This is a genomic window from Acidovorax sp. A1169, assembly GCF_030704685.1.
In the GTDB taxonomy this organism is placed as follows: domain Bacteria; phylum Pseudomonadota; class Gammaproteobacteria; order Burkholderiales; family Burkholderiaceae_C; genus Acidovorax.
On sequence record NZ_JAUZDX010000041.1, the window covers coordinates 1 to 17,333 of the forward strand.

General features: G+C 68.9%; 15 protein-coding genes. 8 read left to right on the forward strand and 7 right to left on the reverse strand.

Annotated features, from left to right (window positions below):
* Positions 1 to 249: 249 nt before the first annotated feature.
* Positions 250 to 1,185, reverse strand: a complete 936-nt coding sequence (locus tag QYL93_RS31155; protein ID WP_305747307.1) for a LysR family transcriptional regulator — start codon at positions 1,183 to 1,185, stop codon at positions 250 to 252.
* 91 nt (positions 1,186 to 1,276) lie between these two features.
* On the opposite strand from QYL93_RS31155, the gene QYL93_RS31160 reads away from it, so the two are divergent.
* Positions 1,277 to 1,909: an NAD(P)H-dependent oxidoreductase gene (locus QYL93_RS31160; RefSeq protein WP_305747308.1), complete on the forward strand. Its 633-nt coding sequence runs from the start codon at positions 1,277 to 1,279 to the stop codon at positions 1,907 to 1,909.
* A gap of 253 nt (positions 1,910 to 2,162) precedes the next feature.
* A complete protein-coding gene (locus tag QYL93_RS31165) occupies positions 2,163 to 2,816 on the forward strand; it encodes a 1-acyl-sn-glycerol-3-phosphate acyltransferase (RefSeq protein WP_305747309.1) in 654 nt (217 codons plus the stop codon).
* 26 nt (positions 2,817 to 2,842) lie between these two features.
* Here the strand turns inward: QYL93_RS31165 and QYL93_RS31170 are convergent, their stop codons facing one another.
* Entirely contained in the window at positions 2,843 to 4,039 is a 1,197-nt protein-coding gene (locus QYL93_RS31170; RefSeq protein WP_305747310.1) for a M20 aminoacylase family protein, read from the reverse strand.
* 2 nt (positions 4,040 to 4,041) lie between these two features.
* A complete protein-coding gene (locus QYL93_RS31175; protein WP_305747311.1) occupies positions 4,042 to 5,025 on the reverse strand; it encodes a tripartite tricarboxylate transporter substrate binding protein in 984 nt (327 codons plus the stop codon).
* A 117-nt stretch (positions 5,026 to 5,142) separates the two neighbouring features.
* On the opposite strand from QYL93_RS31175, the gene QYL93_RS31180 reads away from it, so the two are divergent.
* A complete protein-coding gene (locus QYL93_RS31180; protein WP_305747312.1) occupies positions 5,143 to 6,051 on the forward strand; it encodes a LysR substrate-binding domain-containing protein in 909 nt (302 codons plus the stop codon).
* Between the two features lie 16 nt (positions 6,052 to 6,067).
* Here the strand turns inward: QYL93_RS31180 and QYL93_RS31185 are convergent, their stop codons facing one another.
* Both QYL93_RS31185 and serB read right to left on the reverse strand, forming a co-directional pair.
* Positions 6,068 to 6,607 carry a redoxin domain-containing protein gene (locus QYL93_RS31185; protein ID WP_305747313.1) on the reverse strand — a complete coding sequence of 180 codons (540 nt, stop codon included), beginning with the start codon at positions 6,605 to 6,607 and terminating at the stop codon, positions 6,068 to 6,070.
* A 26-nt stretch (positions 6,608 to 6,633) separates the two neighbouring features.
* Positions 6,634 to 7,347 carry a phosphoserine phosphatase SerB gene (gene serB, locus QYL93_RS31190; protein ID WP_305747314.1) on the reverse strand — a complete coding sequence of 238 codons (714 nt, stop codon included), beginning with the start codon at positions 7,345 to 7,347 and terminating at the stop codon, positions 6,634 to 6,636.
* A gap of 161 nt (positions 7,348 to 7,508) precedes the next feature.
* On the opposite strand from serB, the gene QYL93_RS31195 reads away from it, so the two are divergent.
* A complete protein-coding gene (locus tag QYL93_RS31195; protein WP_305747315.1) occupies positions 7,509 to 8,507 on the forward strand; it encodes a tripartite tricarboxylate transporter substrate binding protein in 999 nt (332 codons plus the stop codon).
* Between the two features lie 72 nt (positions 8,508 to 8,579).
* Here QYL93_RS31195 and QYL93_RS31200 read toward each other — a convergent pair whose 3' ends face one another.
* Together QYL93_RS31200 and pdxA are read right to left on the reverse strand one after the other, a co-directional pair.
* Positions 8,580 to 9,332 carry a tripartite tricarboxylate transporter permease gene (locus tag QYL93_RS31200; RefSeq protein ID WP_305747316.1) on the reverse strand — a complete coding sequence of 251 codons (753 nt, stop codon included), beginning with the start codon at positions 9,330 to 9,332 and terminating at the stop codon, positions 8,580 to 8,582.
* A 153-nt stretch (positions 9,333 to 9,485) separates the two neighbouring features.
* Entirely contained in the window at positions 9,486 to 11,255 is a 1,770-nt protein-coding gene (gene pdxA, locus QYL93_RS31205; protein WP_305747317.1) for a 4-hydroxythreonine-4-phosphate dehydrogenase PdxA, read from the reverse strand.
* Positions 11,256 to 11,366: 111 nt separating this feature from the next.
* Here pdxA and QYL93_RS31210 point away from each other — a divergent pair, with 111 nt between their 5' ends.
* Genes QYL93_RS31210 through QYL93_RS31225 form a run of 4 tightly spaced genes read left to right on the forward strand, consistent with a single transcriptional unit; the run spans position 11,367 to position 16,900 of the window.
* Positions 11,367 to 12,329, forward strand: coding sequence for a LysR family transcriptional regulator (locus QYL93_RS31210; RefSeq protein WP_305747318.1), 963 nt, complete (start codon positions 11,367 to 11,369; stop codon positions 12,327 to 12,329).
* A 47-nt stretch (positions 12,330 to 12,376) separates the two neighbouring features.
* The gene (locus QYL93_RS31215) at positions 12,377 to 14,029 is read left to right on the forward strand and encodes a serine hydrolase (RefSeq protein ID WP_305747319.1); all 1,653 of its coding nucleotides are present in this window, start codon (positions 12,377 to 12,379) and stop codon (positions 14,027 to 14,029) included.
* Positions 14,030 to 14,053: 24 nt separating this feature from the next.
* Positions 14,054 to 15,346, forward strand: coding sequence for a S9 family peptidase (locus tag QYL93_RS31220; RefSeq protein WP_305747320.1), 1,293 nt, complete (start codon positions 14,054 to 14,056; stop codon positions 15,344 to 15,346).
* Positions 15,347 to 15,397: 51 nt separating this feature from the next.
* Positions 15,398 to 16,900 (forward strand): carotenoid oxygenase family protein, encoded by a 1,503-nt coding sequence (locus QYL93_RS31225; protein ID WP_305747321.1) that lies wholly within the window; start codon positions 15,398 to 15,400, stop codon positions 16,898 to 16,900.
* Positions 16,901 to 17,333 lie beyond the last annotated feature (433 nt).

Below are 17,333 nucleotides of genomic sequence, written 5' to 3' on the forward strand. Positions count from 1 at the left end.
CCCGAGCATCGCAGGCTGCCCCCTCGCCGCTGGCGAGGGGGACACGGGCAGCGGGGTCGCCTTTCTTTTGGGCACTTTTCTTTGGCGAAGCAAAGAACAAGTGCCTCGGCCGCCGGGCCGAGACCCGGCCTCCGCCCTCAGCACAGGCACGCCATCACCACCGCCCCAGCCCGCCGAACGCCCGTTCGACGGCATACGACCACCATGAACACAATCCGCGAAACGGTGCAGGCGATCACCGGGCCAAGATCACCCCCGCAACAACTCCCCCACCACACCCGCCACAAACCGCACCCCCGCATCCTGCTGCCGCCGCGCATGCCAGGCCAAGTGCAGCGCAAAGCCCTCGATGGCGATCGGCGGCTCGAACACCGCCAGGCCGCCAAACGGGCTGCTGCTGTCGCCACCAACACCAACGCCGCCGGCAACCGGCCGCAGGCAGCGTCGCGGCACCATGGCGATCAGGTCCGAGCTGGCCAGCAGCGGTGGCACCAGCAGAAAGCTCGGCACCACCACGCCCACGCGGCGTGTGCGCTGCAAGGCCAGCAGCGCCTGGTCCAGCGCGCCGCGCGTCTCGCCGCGGCCCGAGACCAGCACGTGCGGGTACTGCAGCCAGCGCTCCAGGTTGAAGTCCTTCGCCGCCGGGTGCCCCGCGCGCATGCACACGGCGTACTGCTCGTGCAGCAGTTCCTCGCGGTGGAACGACGCCTCCACAGCCGGGAAGACCGACACGGCCAGGTCCAGCCGTCCGCGCGCCATCGCGTCGAGCGCATCGGCCGCGCCGTGCCAGGGCTCCACCACCAGGTTGATGCCCGGCGCGCTGGCCGCCAGCCGCGCGTGCAGCGGGCCGACCACCATCACGGCCGGGTAGTCGGCCATGACGATGCGCACCGTCTGGCGCAGAGTGGCCAGGTCCACCTGGGGGTGCGGGTCGATCACGCGCGCCGCATCGGCCAGCAGGCGCGACAGGGGTTCGCGCAGGGCCTCGGCCTTGGGCGTGAGGCGCATGCCGCCCTTGGCGCGCTCCAGCAGCGGGTCGCCGAACAGGTGGCGGCAGCGCTCCAGCGCGTTCGACATGGCCGGCTGCGACAGGCCCAGCCGCTCGGCCGCGCGCGTCACATGCGCCTCGTCCAGCAGGGCCTGCAGCACCACCAGCAGGTTCAGGTCTATGCCTCGTAGATTCATGAAATCAATGAATTGATATACAAAATATCCGTTGGATTAATTATCGTCCGGATCGCATCCTTGGGGCATCCACCCACCAACAGGAGCTTTGATGACCGATACCACCACCACCGCCGCCCCCGTCCGCAGCATCGATACCCTGGTGCTGCTGTTCCACCCGCGCCTTGCCCAGTCCACCACCAACCGCGCCCTGGCCGATGCCGCCGCCGCACTCCCCGGTGTGCAGGTGGTCGATGTGGCCGCGCAGTACCCCGAGGGCAGCGCCATCGACGTGGATGCCGAAGTGCGCCGCCTGCTCAGCGCCCGCCGCGTGGTGCTGCAGTTCCCCGTGCAGTGGTATGCGACCCCGCCCCTGCTCAAGGCCTGGCAGGACGCGGTGCTGACCCGCATGTACTACATGGCCTACGCGAGTGAAGGCCGCCATCTGGAAGGCACGCCCCTGCTGGTGGTTGCCACGGCAGGCAATGTGCCCGAGGCGTACACGCCCACGGGCCAGAACCTGTTCCCGCTGGCCGATCTGCTGCACCCCCTGCACGCCACGGCCCACCGCTGCGGCCTGCCCTGGGCCGAGCCGTTTCTGGTGTACCGGGCCGGGAAGATGGGTGCGGCGGAACTGGCCGGGGAGGCGGTGCGCTATGCGGTGCGGCTGCAGGCCTGGGGTGCGGGTGCGCTGGAGCATGGCAGCATTGCGTGTGCCGAGGAACTGCTGGGCGCTGCAGCTTGATGCCCTGGCACCCCGGTGGGAGCACCTGCTGCGCCAGCGCCGCAGCCAAGACACCTTAGATCGGTCGCTTCCGCCATGGGTGCCACCCCTTCCATCCGGGACGACAAGACGCAGCAACGACGCCAGAAGAGCTTTGTTGGCCGCTCTTAAGGGATTCCCCCAGGGTCGGCTGTCACACGGGCTTATCATTCCCATGGCAGGCGGCCCCCAACCAGCCGCCGCCCATGCGCCTTCCCGACCGCCACTCCTGTCAATGACCACCGCCACACCTTCTTCGGATTCCGCTTCTGCATCCCCCGCCTTGCAAAAGCCCAACCTTTTCGTTCGCATCCTGCGGGTCCTCATGTCCCGGGTGGCCCGGGTCACGGTGACGGGGGCCGAGCACCTGGACGGGCCGGGCGGCAAGATCGTGGTGTGCAACCACGTGGGCTGGTCGGACCCGCTGTGGGTGGGCTATGCCGCCTTGCCGCGCAAGCTGCACCAGATGGCCAAGAAGGAGCTGTTCGAGACCAAGCTGGGTGCCTGGTTCGTCAGTTCGGGCGGCGGCTTCCCGGTGGACCGGGGCAGCCCCACCACGGCCACCATCCGCCAGGTGGTCTCGCTGGTGCAGGCGGGCCAGCTGGTGCTGATCTTCCCGGGCGGCACGCGCAACGCCGAGAACCCCGAGGCCAAGCGCGGCGCCGCCACCATTGCGCTGCGCGCCAAGGGCCAGATCGTGCCCGCGCACTACGACGGGCCGGGCGAGATCCGCGCCAGCCACTTCTTCACCCGCCCGCGCATCCGCATCACCTTCGGGCCGCCCATCGTGCTGCCGCCCGATGCTACCGCCAACAAGGAGTCGGCACTGGCGCTGACGGTGGCGATGGACGAGGCGATGAAGCGCGTGGCGGAGCAACGCCCCGCCTGAGGCGTTGTGCGCGGCGGTGTGGTGATTCAGGCCAAGAATCGCTCCGCCAGCCGGCTCCAGAACGCAGCCCCCACCGGCAGGTTTCCGTCGTTGAAATCGTAGCGCGGGTTGTGCAGCCCGCGCCCGCCCTCCGACGGCCCGTTGCCGATGCGCAGCAGCGCACCGGGGCAGGCCTGCAGCATGTAGGCGAAATCTTCGCTGCCCATCATGCGTGTGAAATCGCGCTCCACCCGCTCGCTGCCCACCAGTTCGGTGGCCACCTCGCCGGCCAGGGCCACGGCGGCGGCATCGTTCTCCAGCACCGGGTAGCCTTCGATGTAGCGGATCTCGGCCTTCGCGCCATAGCCCTCGGCCGTGGCGTGCACCAGGGCGGTGATGCGCTCCCTGAGCAGGGCGCGCACGGCGGCGCTGAACGAGCGCACGCTGACACCGATCTCGGCCTCGCCCGGGATCACGTTGAGCGCGTCGCCCGAGCGCAGACGGCCCACGGTGACCACGGCCGATTCGTTGGGGTCCACATTGCGCGAGACCACGGTCTGCAGCGCCATCACGGTGGCGGCGGCCGCCACCAGCGGGTCCACCGCCAGGTGGGGCCGCGCGGCATGGCCGCCCACGCCGGTGATGGTGATGAACACCCGGTCCCCGGCGGCCAGAAAAGGGCCGGGCCGCATGAGGAAGTGGCCCTGCGGCGCGCCCGGGTGGTTGTGCATGGCAAACACCATGTCGCACGGAAATCGCGCAAAAAGCCCATCGGCCACCATGGCCTTGGCGCCGCTGTCGAAGCCGCGCTCCTCCGCGGGCTGAAAGATCAGGTTCAAGGTGCCACTGAAGCGCCGTGTGGCCGCCAGGTGCCTTGCTGCGCCCAGCAGCATGGCGGTGTGGCCGTCGTGCCCGCAGGCGTGCATGCAGCCGGGCACGCTGCTGGCGTAGGGCAGGCCGGTTTCCTCCTGGATCGGCAGGGCGTCCATGTCAGCGCGCAGGCCCAGGCGCTGGCTGCCGCTGCCCACGCGCAACTGCGCGACCAGGCCGGTCTGGCCGATGCCGCGGGTGACCTCATAGCCCCATTGCTGCAGCTTGCCGGCCACGAAGTCGGCGGTGCGGTGCTCGGCAAAGGCCAGCTCCGGGTGCTGGTGGATGTGGCGGCGCCAGCCGGCCAGTTCGTCGTGCTGGGGCGCCAGGTCGTCGATGCGGGTCAGCCCAGGCAGCAGGTTCGTCGTCGTCATCATCAATTGGAGTCCAGCTGGATCTTGTTGTCCCGGGCAATGCGCTGGTAGAACGCGATGCGCTCCGCGATCTCCTTGCGGTAGGCCGCAGGGTTGATATCCTGGGGCACCATCATGCCCTTGTCCACCCACACGGCCTGGTTGGCCGGGTCGGTCACGATCTTGCGCGTGGCCGCATAGAGCTTGTGCACGATGGCGTCGGGCGTGCCCGCCGGTGCGGCCAGGCCGTTCCACGAGGTCAGGTTCAGGTCGGGAAGCTTGAGCTCGGCAAAGGTCGGCACGTCGGGCAGCTGCGGCACGCGCGCGGGTGCTGCCACGGCCAGGGCGCGCAGCTTGCCGTTCAGGATGTTGGACAGGTTGGACGAGAGGTTGTTCCACGTCAGCTGGATCTGGCCGCTGAGCAGGTCGTTGAGCGCCACGCCCGCGCCGCGGTAGGGGATGTGCGTCATGGGGATCTTCGTCTGGCTCTTCAAGAGCTCCATGCTCAGGTGCGACACCGAGCCCGTGCCCGCACTGGCGTAGTTGAGCGCGGTGGGGTTGGCGCGCGCGTACTTCACCAGCTCGTCGAAGGTCCTGATCGGCAGGCCTGCGTTGATCACCAGCACATTGGCCAGGCGGCTGATGAGGGTGATGGGCGCGAAGTCCTTCACTGCGTCGTAAGGAAGCTTGGGGTTCATCGCGGGGTTGACCACGTGGGTGCTTTGCGAGGTCACGATCAGCGTATAGCCATCGGGCGCGGCCTTGGCGACGTAGGTCGAGCCGATGGCGCCGCCCGCGCCGCCGCGGTTGTCCACCACCACGGGCTGGCCCAGGCTGCGCGCCAGGCGGTCGGCGATGAGCCGGCCCGAGACATCGACCGAACCGCCGGGCGTGAATGGCACCACGAGGTTGATGGCGCGGGTGGGGTAGGGCGCATCGGCCGCAAAGGCTGGCAGTGCCAGGCCGGCGGCGGTGGAGGTGAGGAACTGGCGGCGGTCGAGTGTCATGGTGGTGTCGGGCAGTGGGTGGTGATGGGCGAATGCTAGGCATTGCCAGCGCGTGCATCAAACGACAAAATCGTGGTCCGTGATGACACAATGTCATCACCCTTCCGTTCCGCATCCATGAAACTGCGCTCCCCCTCCCTGGTCGAACTCCATGCCTTTCTGGCCGTGTGCCGGCTGGGCAGTTTTCGCCAGGCGGCCGAGGACCTGTGCGTGACCCAGGCGGCCGTGAGCCGTGCCGTGCAGCGGCTGGAGCAGCACCTGGGCGACTGCCGATTGTTCGAGCGCTCGCCCCAGGGCGTGCTGCTCAGCGAGCGCGGGCGGCAGCTGCGCCAACTGACCGAGCGGCATGTGATGGCGCTCGAATCGGCCACGGCGCTGTTCGTTGCGCCGCGCGCGCCGGGCACGCTGCGCCTGTCGGTCATCCCCACGCTGGGCACCAAGTGGCTGCTGCCGCGGCTGCCGCGCTTCCAGGCGCGGCAGCCGGGGCTCGATATCGAGATGCGCCAGTTTCGCCATGACGAGGATTTCAGCCGCGACGACGTGGATGTATGGATTGACGTCAAGCGCCCACGCCGCCGCTGGCCCGCGCGACTGCAGGCCACGTACCTGATGGGGCGCGACATCATTCCCGTGTGTGCTCCGCAGGTGGCGCCGCGCCTCAAGCGCCCGGCCGACCTCGCGCGCGAGGTGCTGCTGCACCACACCAACTTCCCTGACAACTGGGCACGCTGGGCCAACGCCGCTGGCCTGCAGCGAGAGCTGAAACTCGGCCCCGGCTACGACCTGAGCATGAACCTGATCTTTGCGGCCAAGGAGGGTGTGGGTATCGCCATCACCCAGCCCTGCCTGATCGAGCGCGAGCTGCAAAGCGGCGAACTGGTGATCCCCTTCGACCTGCCGGTCTCGACCGCGCGCGGCTACTTTCTGTGCACCGACAAGGACCGCCCGGGCACGCCGGGTCAACTGGCCTTCATGGAGTGGGTGCAGGAAGAGGCGCGGCAGATGGCCGACCTGGTGCCCCGCTGACCCGCCACCCGGCTCATCAGCCCGCCAAGGCGCTCCACCGCGGCAGCACCTGCGCCCACCACAGCCGCCAGCGCATGCCCCAGCCGGGCGTGTAGCCCGTGGTGGCAAAGCGCACCTGGCCCTGGGCGTCGATCACCACGAGCGCCGGCACCACGCGCACACCCCAGGCGCGTGACAGCTCGGCCTGCGGGTCCACCGCCGTGGGCCAGGGCATGCCGCGCTGGCGCTGCACCTGGGCCACGCGGGCGGCGGGGCCGGACTGCATGGCAATGCCCAGCACGGGCCAGTCGGCCGATAGGGCCGCAACGGAGGGCTCTTCGAGCTTGCACACCGGGCACCAGTCGGCCCAGAAGTGCAGGGCCACGGCGCGGCCAGGGTGCCGTGCGCGCCATTGGTCCAGCGTGGTGGTGCTGCCATCGGCCAGGGTGATGGCAGCATCCGGTGCCGGCCCGCTCGGCAGGTCGCGCGTGCGCCAGGCATCCACGCCGGCCACCACCAGCACGGCCAGCAGCAAGGTGCCCAGGTGCTGGCGCCAGCCCTGGCGCAGCGATTGCAAGGCGCGAAGGGGCAGGGCTGTGGCGATCAGCGCAGCACTTCCAGCAGCCTGTCTAGGCCACCTTCGTTGATTGCGACTTTGGCCTGCGCGCGCACGGCGGGCTTGGCGTGGTAGGCCACCGAGAGTCCGGCCGCGCCCATCATGGGCAGGTCGTTGGCGCCGTCGCCCACGGCAATCGCCTGCGATGGGTCAATGCCCATGAGCGAGGCCACTTCCAGCAGCGTGCGGCGCTTTTCGGCACCGTCGCAGATGTCGCCCCAGGCCTGGTCCAGCATGCGGCCGGTGAGCAGGCCATCCTGCACCTCCAGCATGTTGGAGCGTGCGAAATCAATGCCCAGGCCCGCCTTCACGCGGTCGGCAAAGAAGGTGAAGCCGCCCGATACCAGCAGCGTGGTCAGGCCTGCGGCCTTGGCGGCGGTGACCAATTCCTTGGCGCCAGGGTTGAAGCGCAGGCGCTCGCTGAACACCTGCTCCATGTGCGCCACGGTCACGCCCTTGAGCAGGGCCACGCGCTGGCGCAGGCTCTCCTTGTAGTCGGTGATGATGCCCTGCATGGCCGCCTCGGTGATGGCGGCCACCTCGGCCTTGCGGCCGGCGGCGTCGGCGATCTCGTCCACGCACTCGATGTTGATCAGGGTGGAGTCCATGTCGAAGGCGATCAGCTTGTAGCTCGACAGGGACAGCGGGGCGGCTATGCCCTGGACAACAAGGCCGGGGGCGAATTCGGTGGCGTTTTTCATGGCAGGGCGCTCGTGGCAAATGCAAATGTCAGAGCCTGCAATGGTATCGCCCGCGCCAGTATCCCCGGGGCGAGGTAAGGAACCACCCATGCCGACGGGGCATAGCTCCCAGTGGAAGGGCTGGATGGCAGGAAAATTCTGTTTTTGTCATAGTACGCAGCATGACTTTCCCTTCCTTCTTGGGCCGCCTGTCGGTGCGCCGGGCCATCCTGCTGCTTGCCGCCGCGACCGCTTGCATGGGTGTGGCCGCACAGACCGTTGCGCAAGCCGACAAGCGCCCCATCCGCCTGGTCGTGCCCTTTGGCCCCGGTGGCGTGGCCGACCTCACGGCGCGCACGGTGGCGCAGAAGATGACAGAGACCACGGGCCAGCCCATCGTGGTGGACAACAAGCCCGGCGCGGGCGGCATCGTCGCCGCCGACACGGTGGCCAAGGCGGCGCCCGATGGCCGCACGCTGCTGCTCATGTCCAACGGCAATGCAGTGAGTGCGGGCCTGTTCAAAAGCTTGCCGTTCGATCCGGTCAAGAGCTTCACCCCGGTGTCCATGCTGGGCACCTTCGACATTGCCCTGGTCACGGGCGCCAAGTCGCGCTTCAAGGACATCGCTGCGCTGCTGGCCTATGCCCGGGCCAACCCCGGCAAGCTCAACATCGGCACCATCAACATCGGCAGCACCCAGCACCTGGCGGCCGAGCTGTTCAAGCGCAGCCTGGGCATCGACGTGGCCATCGTGCCGTTCAACAGCACCTCGGCCGTGGTCAGCGCGCTGCTGGGCGAGCAGGTGGATGCGGGCGTTGAGATTCTGGCGCCGGTGCTGGCGCAGATCTCGGGCAACACGCTCAACGCCATGGCCGTGATGGGCGAGAAGCGCTCGCCCGCGCTGCCCAACGTCCCCACCGTGGCCGAGAGCGGCGCGCCCCAGTTCAACGTGGCCTCGTGGAACGCCTTTGCCGCCCCGGCCGGCACGCCGCCGGACGTCATTGCGCGCCTGAACAAGGCGACCAATGCCGCGCTCAACGCGCCCGAGGTCAAGGCCCGGCTGTTGCAACTGGGCGTGCAGGCCAGCGGCGGCACGCCCCAGGCGCAGGCCGACTTCTTTGCGCGCGAGATCAAGCGCTGGGGCGATGTGATCCAGCAGGCGGGCATTCCCGGGCAATAGGCCCTGGCCCTGGTTCGAGCGCGCGGTGGTGCGCTGCCCGCTTTGTGTCTTGTCAGCCCTGCCCAGGCACTTTTACGGCAGAGCCCTTGCCAATCCATTGCGCCACTGCAGCCATGCGCGTCCTGCCAACAGCAGCAAGGCCAGGCTCAGCATACTGGCTGTCAATGGCCGCTGCAGCACCGGCAGCCAATCGCCCTGGGTCAGCAGCAGGCTGCGCTGAAAATTCTGCTCAAGCACCGGCGATGCCAGCATGCCTGCCATGAGGGGCACAACCGGGCAATCGAGCTGCAGGCACACCAGGCCCGCCAAGGCCACCAGTGCGCACATGCCGAACAGCTCTGGCGGCAGTCCGTACCACGCCAGCATCAGGCCGCACCACGCAGTGGCCAAGGAGCCTGCCCAGGCGCTGGGACGTGCCCATGCGCCTGAAGTGACGAGCAAGGCCCCCGATGCGGGCCAGAAGCCCAGGCACTGGTAGAGCGTATTCCACCATGCCGCAGCGCGGCCCTGTGCCCGTGCTGGCTGCGGCGCCTGAGCGGCCGCAGCCTGCGCATGCCGTGCGATCTGCGGCACCACCAGTGCGAATATCGCCACGCAGGTCACCAGTACGGCCAGGGTTTCGGGCTCCAGCGACAGGCCAGGGAGGTTGCGTACATGGCCCCAGTCGTCCTCGCCCAGCGTGCCCAACAGCAGTCCCATGACGGCCATGCCTGCGCTGCGTTGCAGGGGCTGGATTGCCGCAGCACTGACGGCAGCCAACAGCAGTGTAAGCAGGGCCGCGTATTCCGCAGGACCGAAGCGAAGGGCAACATCCGCAAGGCTCATGCGGACAGGTCCTTGCAGAGGCAGGGGGATGCGGTGGGGGTTGGGTGTGCCATGGCGGGTTGCATTCTCTCATCCACCGCTCTGCCCTAGCGCCCAAGGTTGGCCCTGCGCAGCCACCCGCCGCTTTGGCAGGCGCTGCAGCAGCCCTGGTGTTCAGGCAGTCGTCTCCTTGGGCGCGTCCGTCTTGTCCGCCAGCAACCCTTCTATCGTTCGCAGCTGAGCGCCAAGGCCTGGCCCGTCTGCCGCAAATGCGCCGTCCAGCGCCGCCGTGCCCACCGTGAAGCCGGCTGCCCCGCCCGCCGCCACGGCCGCGATGCGCTCAGCCCGGTCGATGGACCCGGCCACCACCACCGGCTTGCCCACCGCAGCGCACACGGCGTCGATCAGCGCGGGCACATCGCCTGAATCCCCCTGAAAGCGGTAGGCCAGCAGGTCCAGCCCATGTACGCCCTCCAGCGCGGCAATGCGGCGCGCGCTGGCCACGATGTCTGCCACTGTGCCCTGCAGCACGCTCGGGTGTCCCGCCACCTGGCCGGCAAACGGGTAATAGCGGATGGCGGTGCCGCGCAGCAGCGGCAGCACCGCCTCGGGCCGGGTGCCGCCCATCAGCACGTCCACCCCCAGCGCCATGGCGGCGCGGGCCGATGCGAGCTCGCTCGCCTCGTCCTGGCTCACCACCTCCAGGTAGCTCACGGCGCCGCCCGCGCGGATGGCATCGGCCAGGCGCTGCAGCGCGGCCCAGGGCAGGCCGATGTCCTTGAAGCCGATGTGCCGCACCCCGGCGGCCAGCACCGTGGGCAACTGCTCCAGGGCGTCGGCAATGGTTTGGTCGTGCCGGGTGAGCATGAAGATGAACTGCGGCAATGGAGGGGCAGGTGGCGGTCGCACCGCCGCTGTCTCCACCATAGCCACAGCCTGCTCCACCGCATGCCCCAGGCTGGCCGCATCGGCCCGGCCCGTGCCCGCGATGTCGAAGGCCGTGCCATGGTCCACCGAGGTGCGCACGAAGGGCAGGCCCACGGTGATGTTCACACCCTGGTCCACGCCCAGGTACTTCACGGGGATCAGGCCTTGGTCGTGGTACTGCGCCACCACAATGTCGAACGCACCCTGGCGCGCACGCATGAACACCGTGTCCCCCGGCCAGGGGCCCGTGGCGTCGATGCCTTCGGCACGCGCAGCCGCAATGGCCGGGGCGATGACCTCGCGGTCTTCATGGCCGAACAGCCCGCCCTCGCCCGCATGCGGGTTGAGCCCCGCCACCGCCACGCGCGGCCTTGCAATGCCGAAGGCGCGGCAGGCACGGTGCGCCAGGCGGATGGCGCGCAGCTCGTTCTCGGGCGTCACGGCGGCAATCGCATCGCGCAGCGACAGGTGGATGGACACCAGCAGCACCCGCAGCTCGCCATTGGCCAGCATCATCGCGAAATCGGTGGTGCCTGCCCGCTCGGCCAGCATCTCGGTGTGGCCGGGGTGCCGCACACCTGCGGCGCGCAGCGCCTCCTTGTGCAGCGGCGCGGTCACGATGCTGGCGACCCGGCCCGCCAGCGCTAGGTCGATGGCGCGCTGCACGCAGGCATGGGCGGCGGCGCCGGCACGTGCGTCCACCCGGCCCATGGGCAGATCGGCCGGCAGCGGTGCGCAGGCCTGCAGCACGGGCAGGGCGCCTTGTTGCAGGGCCTCGTGCACGCCATGCAGGTCATCGCCCACGGCACGCAACTGCAGCGGTGCGTCCACCATGGCTGCCGCGCGCTGCAGGGCGCCCATGTCGCCCAGCACCACAAAGGGCTGCATGTGGCGCTTGCCCGCCAGGGCCCCCATCGCCCCTATTGCCCACTTCGCAATGATCTCGGGGCCGATGCCCGCCGGGTCGCCCATGGTGATGCCCAGGGGCAGGGGGTGAGTCGTTGTCGCTGCTGTCATCGGGTTTGTTGAGGTTCGATCAATGCAATGCCGACACTGTGCCTGGGGAAGCGCTAAGAGAAAATCGATTTGATCTCATGCATGATTGAGCAAAACTCAATCATTGGAACCATGTCTCCAGACACCCGCCTGCCCCCGCTGTCCGCCCTGCGCGCCTTCGAGGCCACGGTGCGCCATGGCAGCGTGTCGCGCGCCGCGCGCGAGCTGCACCTGACCGACGGTGCCGTGAGCCGCGCCGTGCGCGAGCTGGAGGGCGAGCTTGGCTTTGACCTGTTCCAGCGCAGCAGCCGCTCAGTAGTGCCCACGCCCACCGCCCAGGTGCTGGCCGAGGATGTGGCCGGCGCGCTGGACCGCCTGCGCGCGGCCCTGGCCCGTGCGCGCCGCGCGGCGGGGCCGGGCCGGCCGCTGGTGCTGTCTTGCGAGCCCACCTTGCTGATCCGCTGGCTCATCCCGCGCCTGGCGCAGTTGCAGGCCGCCGTGGGGGGCGAGCGCGAGCTGCGCCTGGTGTCGGCCGGGGGCGTGGTGCACTTCGAGCGCGATGGCATCGACCTGGCCATCCGCCGCAACGACTTTGCGCTGGCCGACGATGTGGTGGCCGAGCCCTTTGTGCACGAACACATCGGCCCCGTGTGCCGCCCCGATGTGGCGGCCGCCCTCGGGCCGCAGCAAGGTGCTGCGCTGCAGGGCGTGCTGCTGCACACCGCCACGCGGCCGGGCGCGTGGGACAGCTGGGCCGCGCTGGCCGGCACACCGCTGCAGCCCACGCGCGCCATCCGCTTCGAGCACTTCTACCAAAGCCTGCAGGCCGCCGTGGCCGGTGCCGGCGTGGCCATCGGCCCCCTGGCCCTGGTGGCTGACGACCTGGCCAGCGGCGTGCTGTGCGCGCCGCGCGGTTTTGTGGCCGATGGCAGCTGCTACCAGCTCATGGCGCCGCGCGCGGCCGTGGACGATGGTGATGCCTTCAACACCGTGCTGGTGTGGCTGCGCGCAGCGTGCGAAGGCCTGGTGCCACCACCGCTGCCCGCCGTGGGAAAACGCCAACAGTCCCCCAAAAGGGGGCCCAGGCACGCATAGGCTCCCGCATATGATTCCTGTGCAACACACACAGAGGGAGGCTGGCGATGGCGATGGCAATGTACAGGCACGACAACGCGACGGGTAAATCAGCAGCAGCCGAAGCGATCAACCGCCGACAGGCCACGGCCGTGCTGCTGGCCAGCGCCGCAGCGCCCTTCACCGTGGCCGCTCAGGACGCATCAGCGCCCGCATCCTCCGCTGCATCGGCCACCACTTCGGCTGCCACCCCCGCCACCACCCTCTGGCCCGGTGACGACTGGGCCGAGAGCACGCCCGAGGCGCAAGGCATGGACTCCGCCGCGCTGGCCAAGCTCGTCGACTTCGGCGCCGCGCAGGGCATGGACAGCCTGCTCATCACCCGCCACGGCAGCCTAGTGGCCGAGGCTTTCTACGCCCCCTACCGCGCGGGGCTCAAGCATGCCGTCAACTCCACCACCAAGGGCGTTGTCGCCACGCTGACCGGCATGGCCATCCAGGACGGGTTGATCGCCTCGCGCGATGCGCCCGTGCTCGACTTCTTTGAGGGCCGCAAGGTTGCCAACGCCGACGCAGCCAAAAAGGCGATGACCCTGGGCCACCTGCTCGACATGACCTCGGGCCTGAGCTGGATCGAGCCGCTCAGCGACGCTGTGCCCGAGACCATGCTGCAACTGGGCCGCGCGCGCGACTGGCAGGGCTTTGTGCTCGACCGCCCCATGGCCCAGGCGCCCGGTGCGGGCTTCAACTACAACAGCGGCAACACCCACCTGCTCTCGGCCATCCTGGCGCAAAAGACCGGCGGCAGCACCCTGGCCTATGCGCAAAAGCGCCTGTTCGGCCCCCTGGGCATCTCCGATGTGCGCTGGCGCAAAGACCCGCAGGGCCTGGAGGTCGGCGGCTGGGGCCTGTACCTGCACCCGCGCGACATGGCGCGCATCGGGTACCTCTACCTGCGCCGGGGCCAGTGGAACGGCCGCCAGCTGCTGCCCGCCGCCTGGGTGGAGCAGGTCTTCAATCCCGTGGTGGACATGGGCTTTGGCAGCGCTGCACCTGCCTTCAAATACGCCAACGGCTGGTGGAGCATTCCGTCCAAGCGCGCCTACTTCACGGCCGGCTTCAACCGCCAGCTCATCGTGGTGCTGCCCGATATCGACGTGGTCGTCGCCGTCACCGGCCGGCGCAACTACCCGCTGCCCGCGTTCATCGACCACATCACCGCCGCCGTGCGCTCGCGCGAGCCCCTGCCCGCCGACGCCACCGCGCAGGACCAATTGGCCGCCCGCATCCGCGACGCCGGGGTCGAAAAGCCCAGCGCCACCCCCATCACCACGCCCGAGCTGGCCGCCACCATCTCGCGCAGGGCCTGGCTGCTGGAGCGCAACGGCATGGGCATCCAGCGCCTGGTGCTGGACCTCACGCCCGCCAACCCGCGCTACGAGGTCAGCTTCGACAGCAGCCGCCCCGACCTGCCGCGCGAGCCCGTCACCGGCCCCCTGGGCCTGGACGGCAAGTACCGCACCGCCCCACAGGGGCCCGCGCTCATCGCCATCAAGGGCCACTGGCTCGATGCGCAATCGTTCCAGCTCATCTCGCGCTCGGTGGCGGACGGCGAGGTCACCGTGGTCACGCTGAAATTCGAGGACGGCGGGAAGGCGGTGAATGTAGGGTTGGAGAACAACTGGGGGTTCAGGGGGCAGGTGCGGGGGCGGGTAGAGTAGCGCTTCGCTTTGCAAGACCCACCTGTGACCACGTTCAACCCCCATCAAGAACGCGTGGCGACGGCATGGCCGGCCTACATGGCCTCGCTCGAACCGGAATCGTCCGAGAGCACGGTGCCTGTCATCGTGCCGCCGGACGTGTGCATTGAATCTCCCCCGCCCGGCCTGCCGGCCTCGATGACCGCGTGGTGCGGTGCCTGGTCGGGATGGGCGGACCAGGGGCGCACAAGCGACGTCAGGCTGATTGTCGAGAAGGTGTCGTTGAGCGGCGCAACCGTCGTATGTGTACGCGCCTCGGCGCGCCGAGGGTTGCAGAGCGAACGGGTAGGGGCCGTCTGGCACGAAGGCGAGCTCCAGGCAAACCTGCCGGATGGTGCCATCGTCCACTTCAGGATGCGGGACCCGGATGTGGTGGAGCTTCTCTGGCGCGATGCAGCAGGCCGCATGGCCGGTGTGCTCACGCAGCAGGACGCTGGCGGATGTCGGGCGAGCGAGTATCTGCCCACCGGGGCGCTGGACCAGGAAGGGCGGCCCATCCTTCTGGAGATGGTGACATACAAGCCCTTGGGCCCGGGACCTTTCCCCACACTGCTCTTCAACCATGGCTCTACCGGCATGGGCAATGACGCTGCCACGTTCACCACCACCGCGACCAGCCCGGCCCTGGCCAAGTTCTTAAATGACCGTGGGTGGATGGTCGTGTTTCCCCAGCGCCGGGGGCGCGGCAAATCAGGCGGTGTGTATGCCGAGGGCCTGGAGCCCGATGGGTCGGGATACTCCAATCGGACCGAATGCGCTTTGGCAGGCTTCGAGCATGCCCTGCACGACGTGGCATGCGCCGTGGGGCACCTGCTGGAGCGGCCCGATGTGGACCGTGATCGCCTGCTGATCGGCGGACACTCCCGTGGCGGTTTTCTGGCGCTGGCTGCTGCGGGGGCCCGGCCGGGGCTTTTCAAGGGCATCCTCAATTTTGTCGGTGGTTGGGTGGATGAGCAGGAGACGGCCGACGAGATCAATGGCGGGCTTGCCACGAGAGGCGCTGGCTTCGCCGGGTCCACACTTTGGCTCTACGCGGACCACGACCCGTTCTATAGCCTGGCCCATAGCCGCAGGAATTTCGACGCTTTCGTGGCTGCCGGAGGACGGGGAAGCTTCCACGCACTCCCAACGCAGGCGGGGCAGGACGGCCACAACATCCTTGCGTTCAGTGGTCTGTGGGGCGCTTTGGTGGAGCCCTTGCTGGCAGCCGAAGTCCGGCTCGCGCCGAACCAGCCCGTGTCAATTTTCCCTGCTGCCCTTGCCCAGCCTGGGCCATGATGGACGCACATGCGTACTGAGACGCCAAAAAATCAGTCCAACCAACACCCCATGACCCTCGCCACCCAGTCCGCAGCACCAGCGCCATCCGACCTCGTGGGCCGCCTGCGCGGCCTCCAATCCACCGCCCGCGAACTCCCCGACACCCCGGTCGAAATCCGCGGCCAGATCCCCCCATGGCTCATCGGCGGAAGCCTGCTGCTCAATGGCCCGGCGCTGTGGGACTTGCCGCATGGCAGCTACGAGCACTGGTTCGATGGCCTGGCCATGCTGCACCGGGTGCGGCTGGCGCCGGGCGATGTGGGGGGCGCCAGCGCCACCTACCGCAGCCGCTACCTGCAGACCGATGACCTGCGCGAGAGCCTGGCGGCGCGCAAGCCGGCGCGCAGTGCGTTCGGCACGGCCGACCCGGCGGGCCTGTTCTCGCGCCTGCGCAACCTACGCCACCCGATCGTGACGGACAACGGGGCGGTGGTGATGGCGCGCATTGGCTCGCAGTGGGTGGCGCAGACCGAGACGCCGCTGCTCACCAGCTTCGACCCCGACACGCTGGCCACCACGGGGCGCATCGCGTACGACGACGCCGAGGTGATCCACGTGATGTCGGCGCACGGCGTGACCGATGCGCAGGGCACCTACTGGAACGTGGGCGTGGAGATGGGCCCCAAGTGCACCTACAAGCTGTTCAAGATCGTGGCGGGCACTCGGCGGCGCGAGGTGGTGGGGCGCTGGTCGGTGCGGCAGGCGGGCTACCTGCATGCCTTTGCCATGACGCCCACGCACGCGCTGGTGTGGCAGCCGGCCATGCGGGTCAATGCCATCAAGCTGGCCCTGGCGGGCAAGGGCTTCATCGACAACTTCAAGTGGAATGCGGCCATGGGCTCGCGCATCGACGCCGTCTCGCTCACCGATGGCAGCGTGCGCAGCTGGGCGGTGCCGGCCATGGCCAGCTTCCACGCCGTGCAGGCGTGGGACGAGCCCAGCCAGGACGGGCGCACGCCCGCCACCCTGGTGCTGGACCTGTGCACCACCGATGGCCCCGAGATCTTCAGCGCGCTGCGGCTGGACCGCCTGCGCGCCGGCCAGCCAGTGGGCGTGCAGCACCGCGTGCAGCGCTACCGGCTGGAGCCCGGCCGCAGCGACGCGCAGCCCAGGACGCTGGTCGAAGGCGCCAGCGTGGAGCTGCCCGCCGTGCACGGCGCCTACTGGGGGCACCAGCAGTCGCGACACGCCTGGTTTGCAGGCTTTGACCCCGATGACAAGGCCCCCATGTTCGACCGCACGGTGAAGCTGGACCTGGACGGCGGCCGCATCGCCGGCACCTGGCAGCGCGAGCATGCCGTGCAGCTGGAGCCCCTGTTCGTGGAGCGCCCCGGCTCCACCGCCGAGGACGATGGCGTGCTGCTGGTGCCCACGCTGGCCGAGGGTGACGATGGCACGGTGATCGGCGTGATCGACCCGGCCAGCATGCAGTGCCTGGCCACGCTGCATTTGCCGCAGGTGGTGCCGTTCGGGTTCCATGCGGCGTTCAAGCCTGCCTGGATGCCGGGGTGAGTTGGGCGGTGAAGAACCAGTTGCTGTGGGTCGACTGCACTGCCGCTGCCGTGGGCGGGGTGGCTGGCGGTCTGACAATAGTGCGTCGTGCGGCGCTCTTGGATATCGGTTCGGCACTGTTGGTATCGAATTCGACAACACGCACACCCCACATTTGTCGGCGGCTGAGCAACCATCGTTGTCGGGCGCATGTTGAAGCGCTGGGCTAGACTTCCGCTATCGGCCGAGGCTATGTGAAAACGTCGATAAACGACTCTTTCAGGGGTACTGCAACCATTGCTCGTATCGAGATCGTGCGTTGTAGGGCGATCTGAGCGGTCCATTTCTGAGCGGATCGTCAAACCGAGGGCCCCACGCGCGTTTTCACACAGCCTCGGCCGATAAAGGAAGTCTAGGAGTCTGCGCGGCAGAACCGGGTAGTTCCTGATGTCGG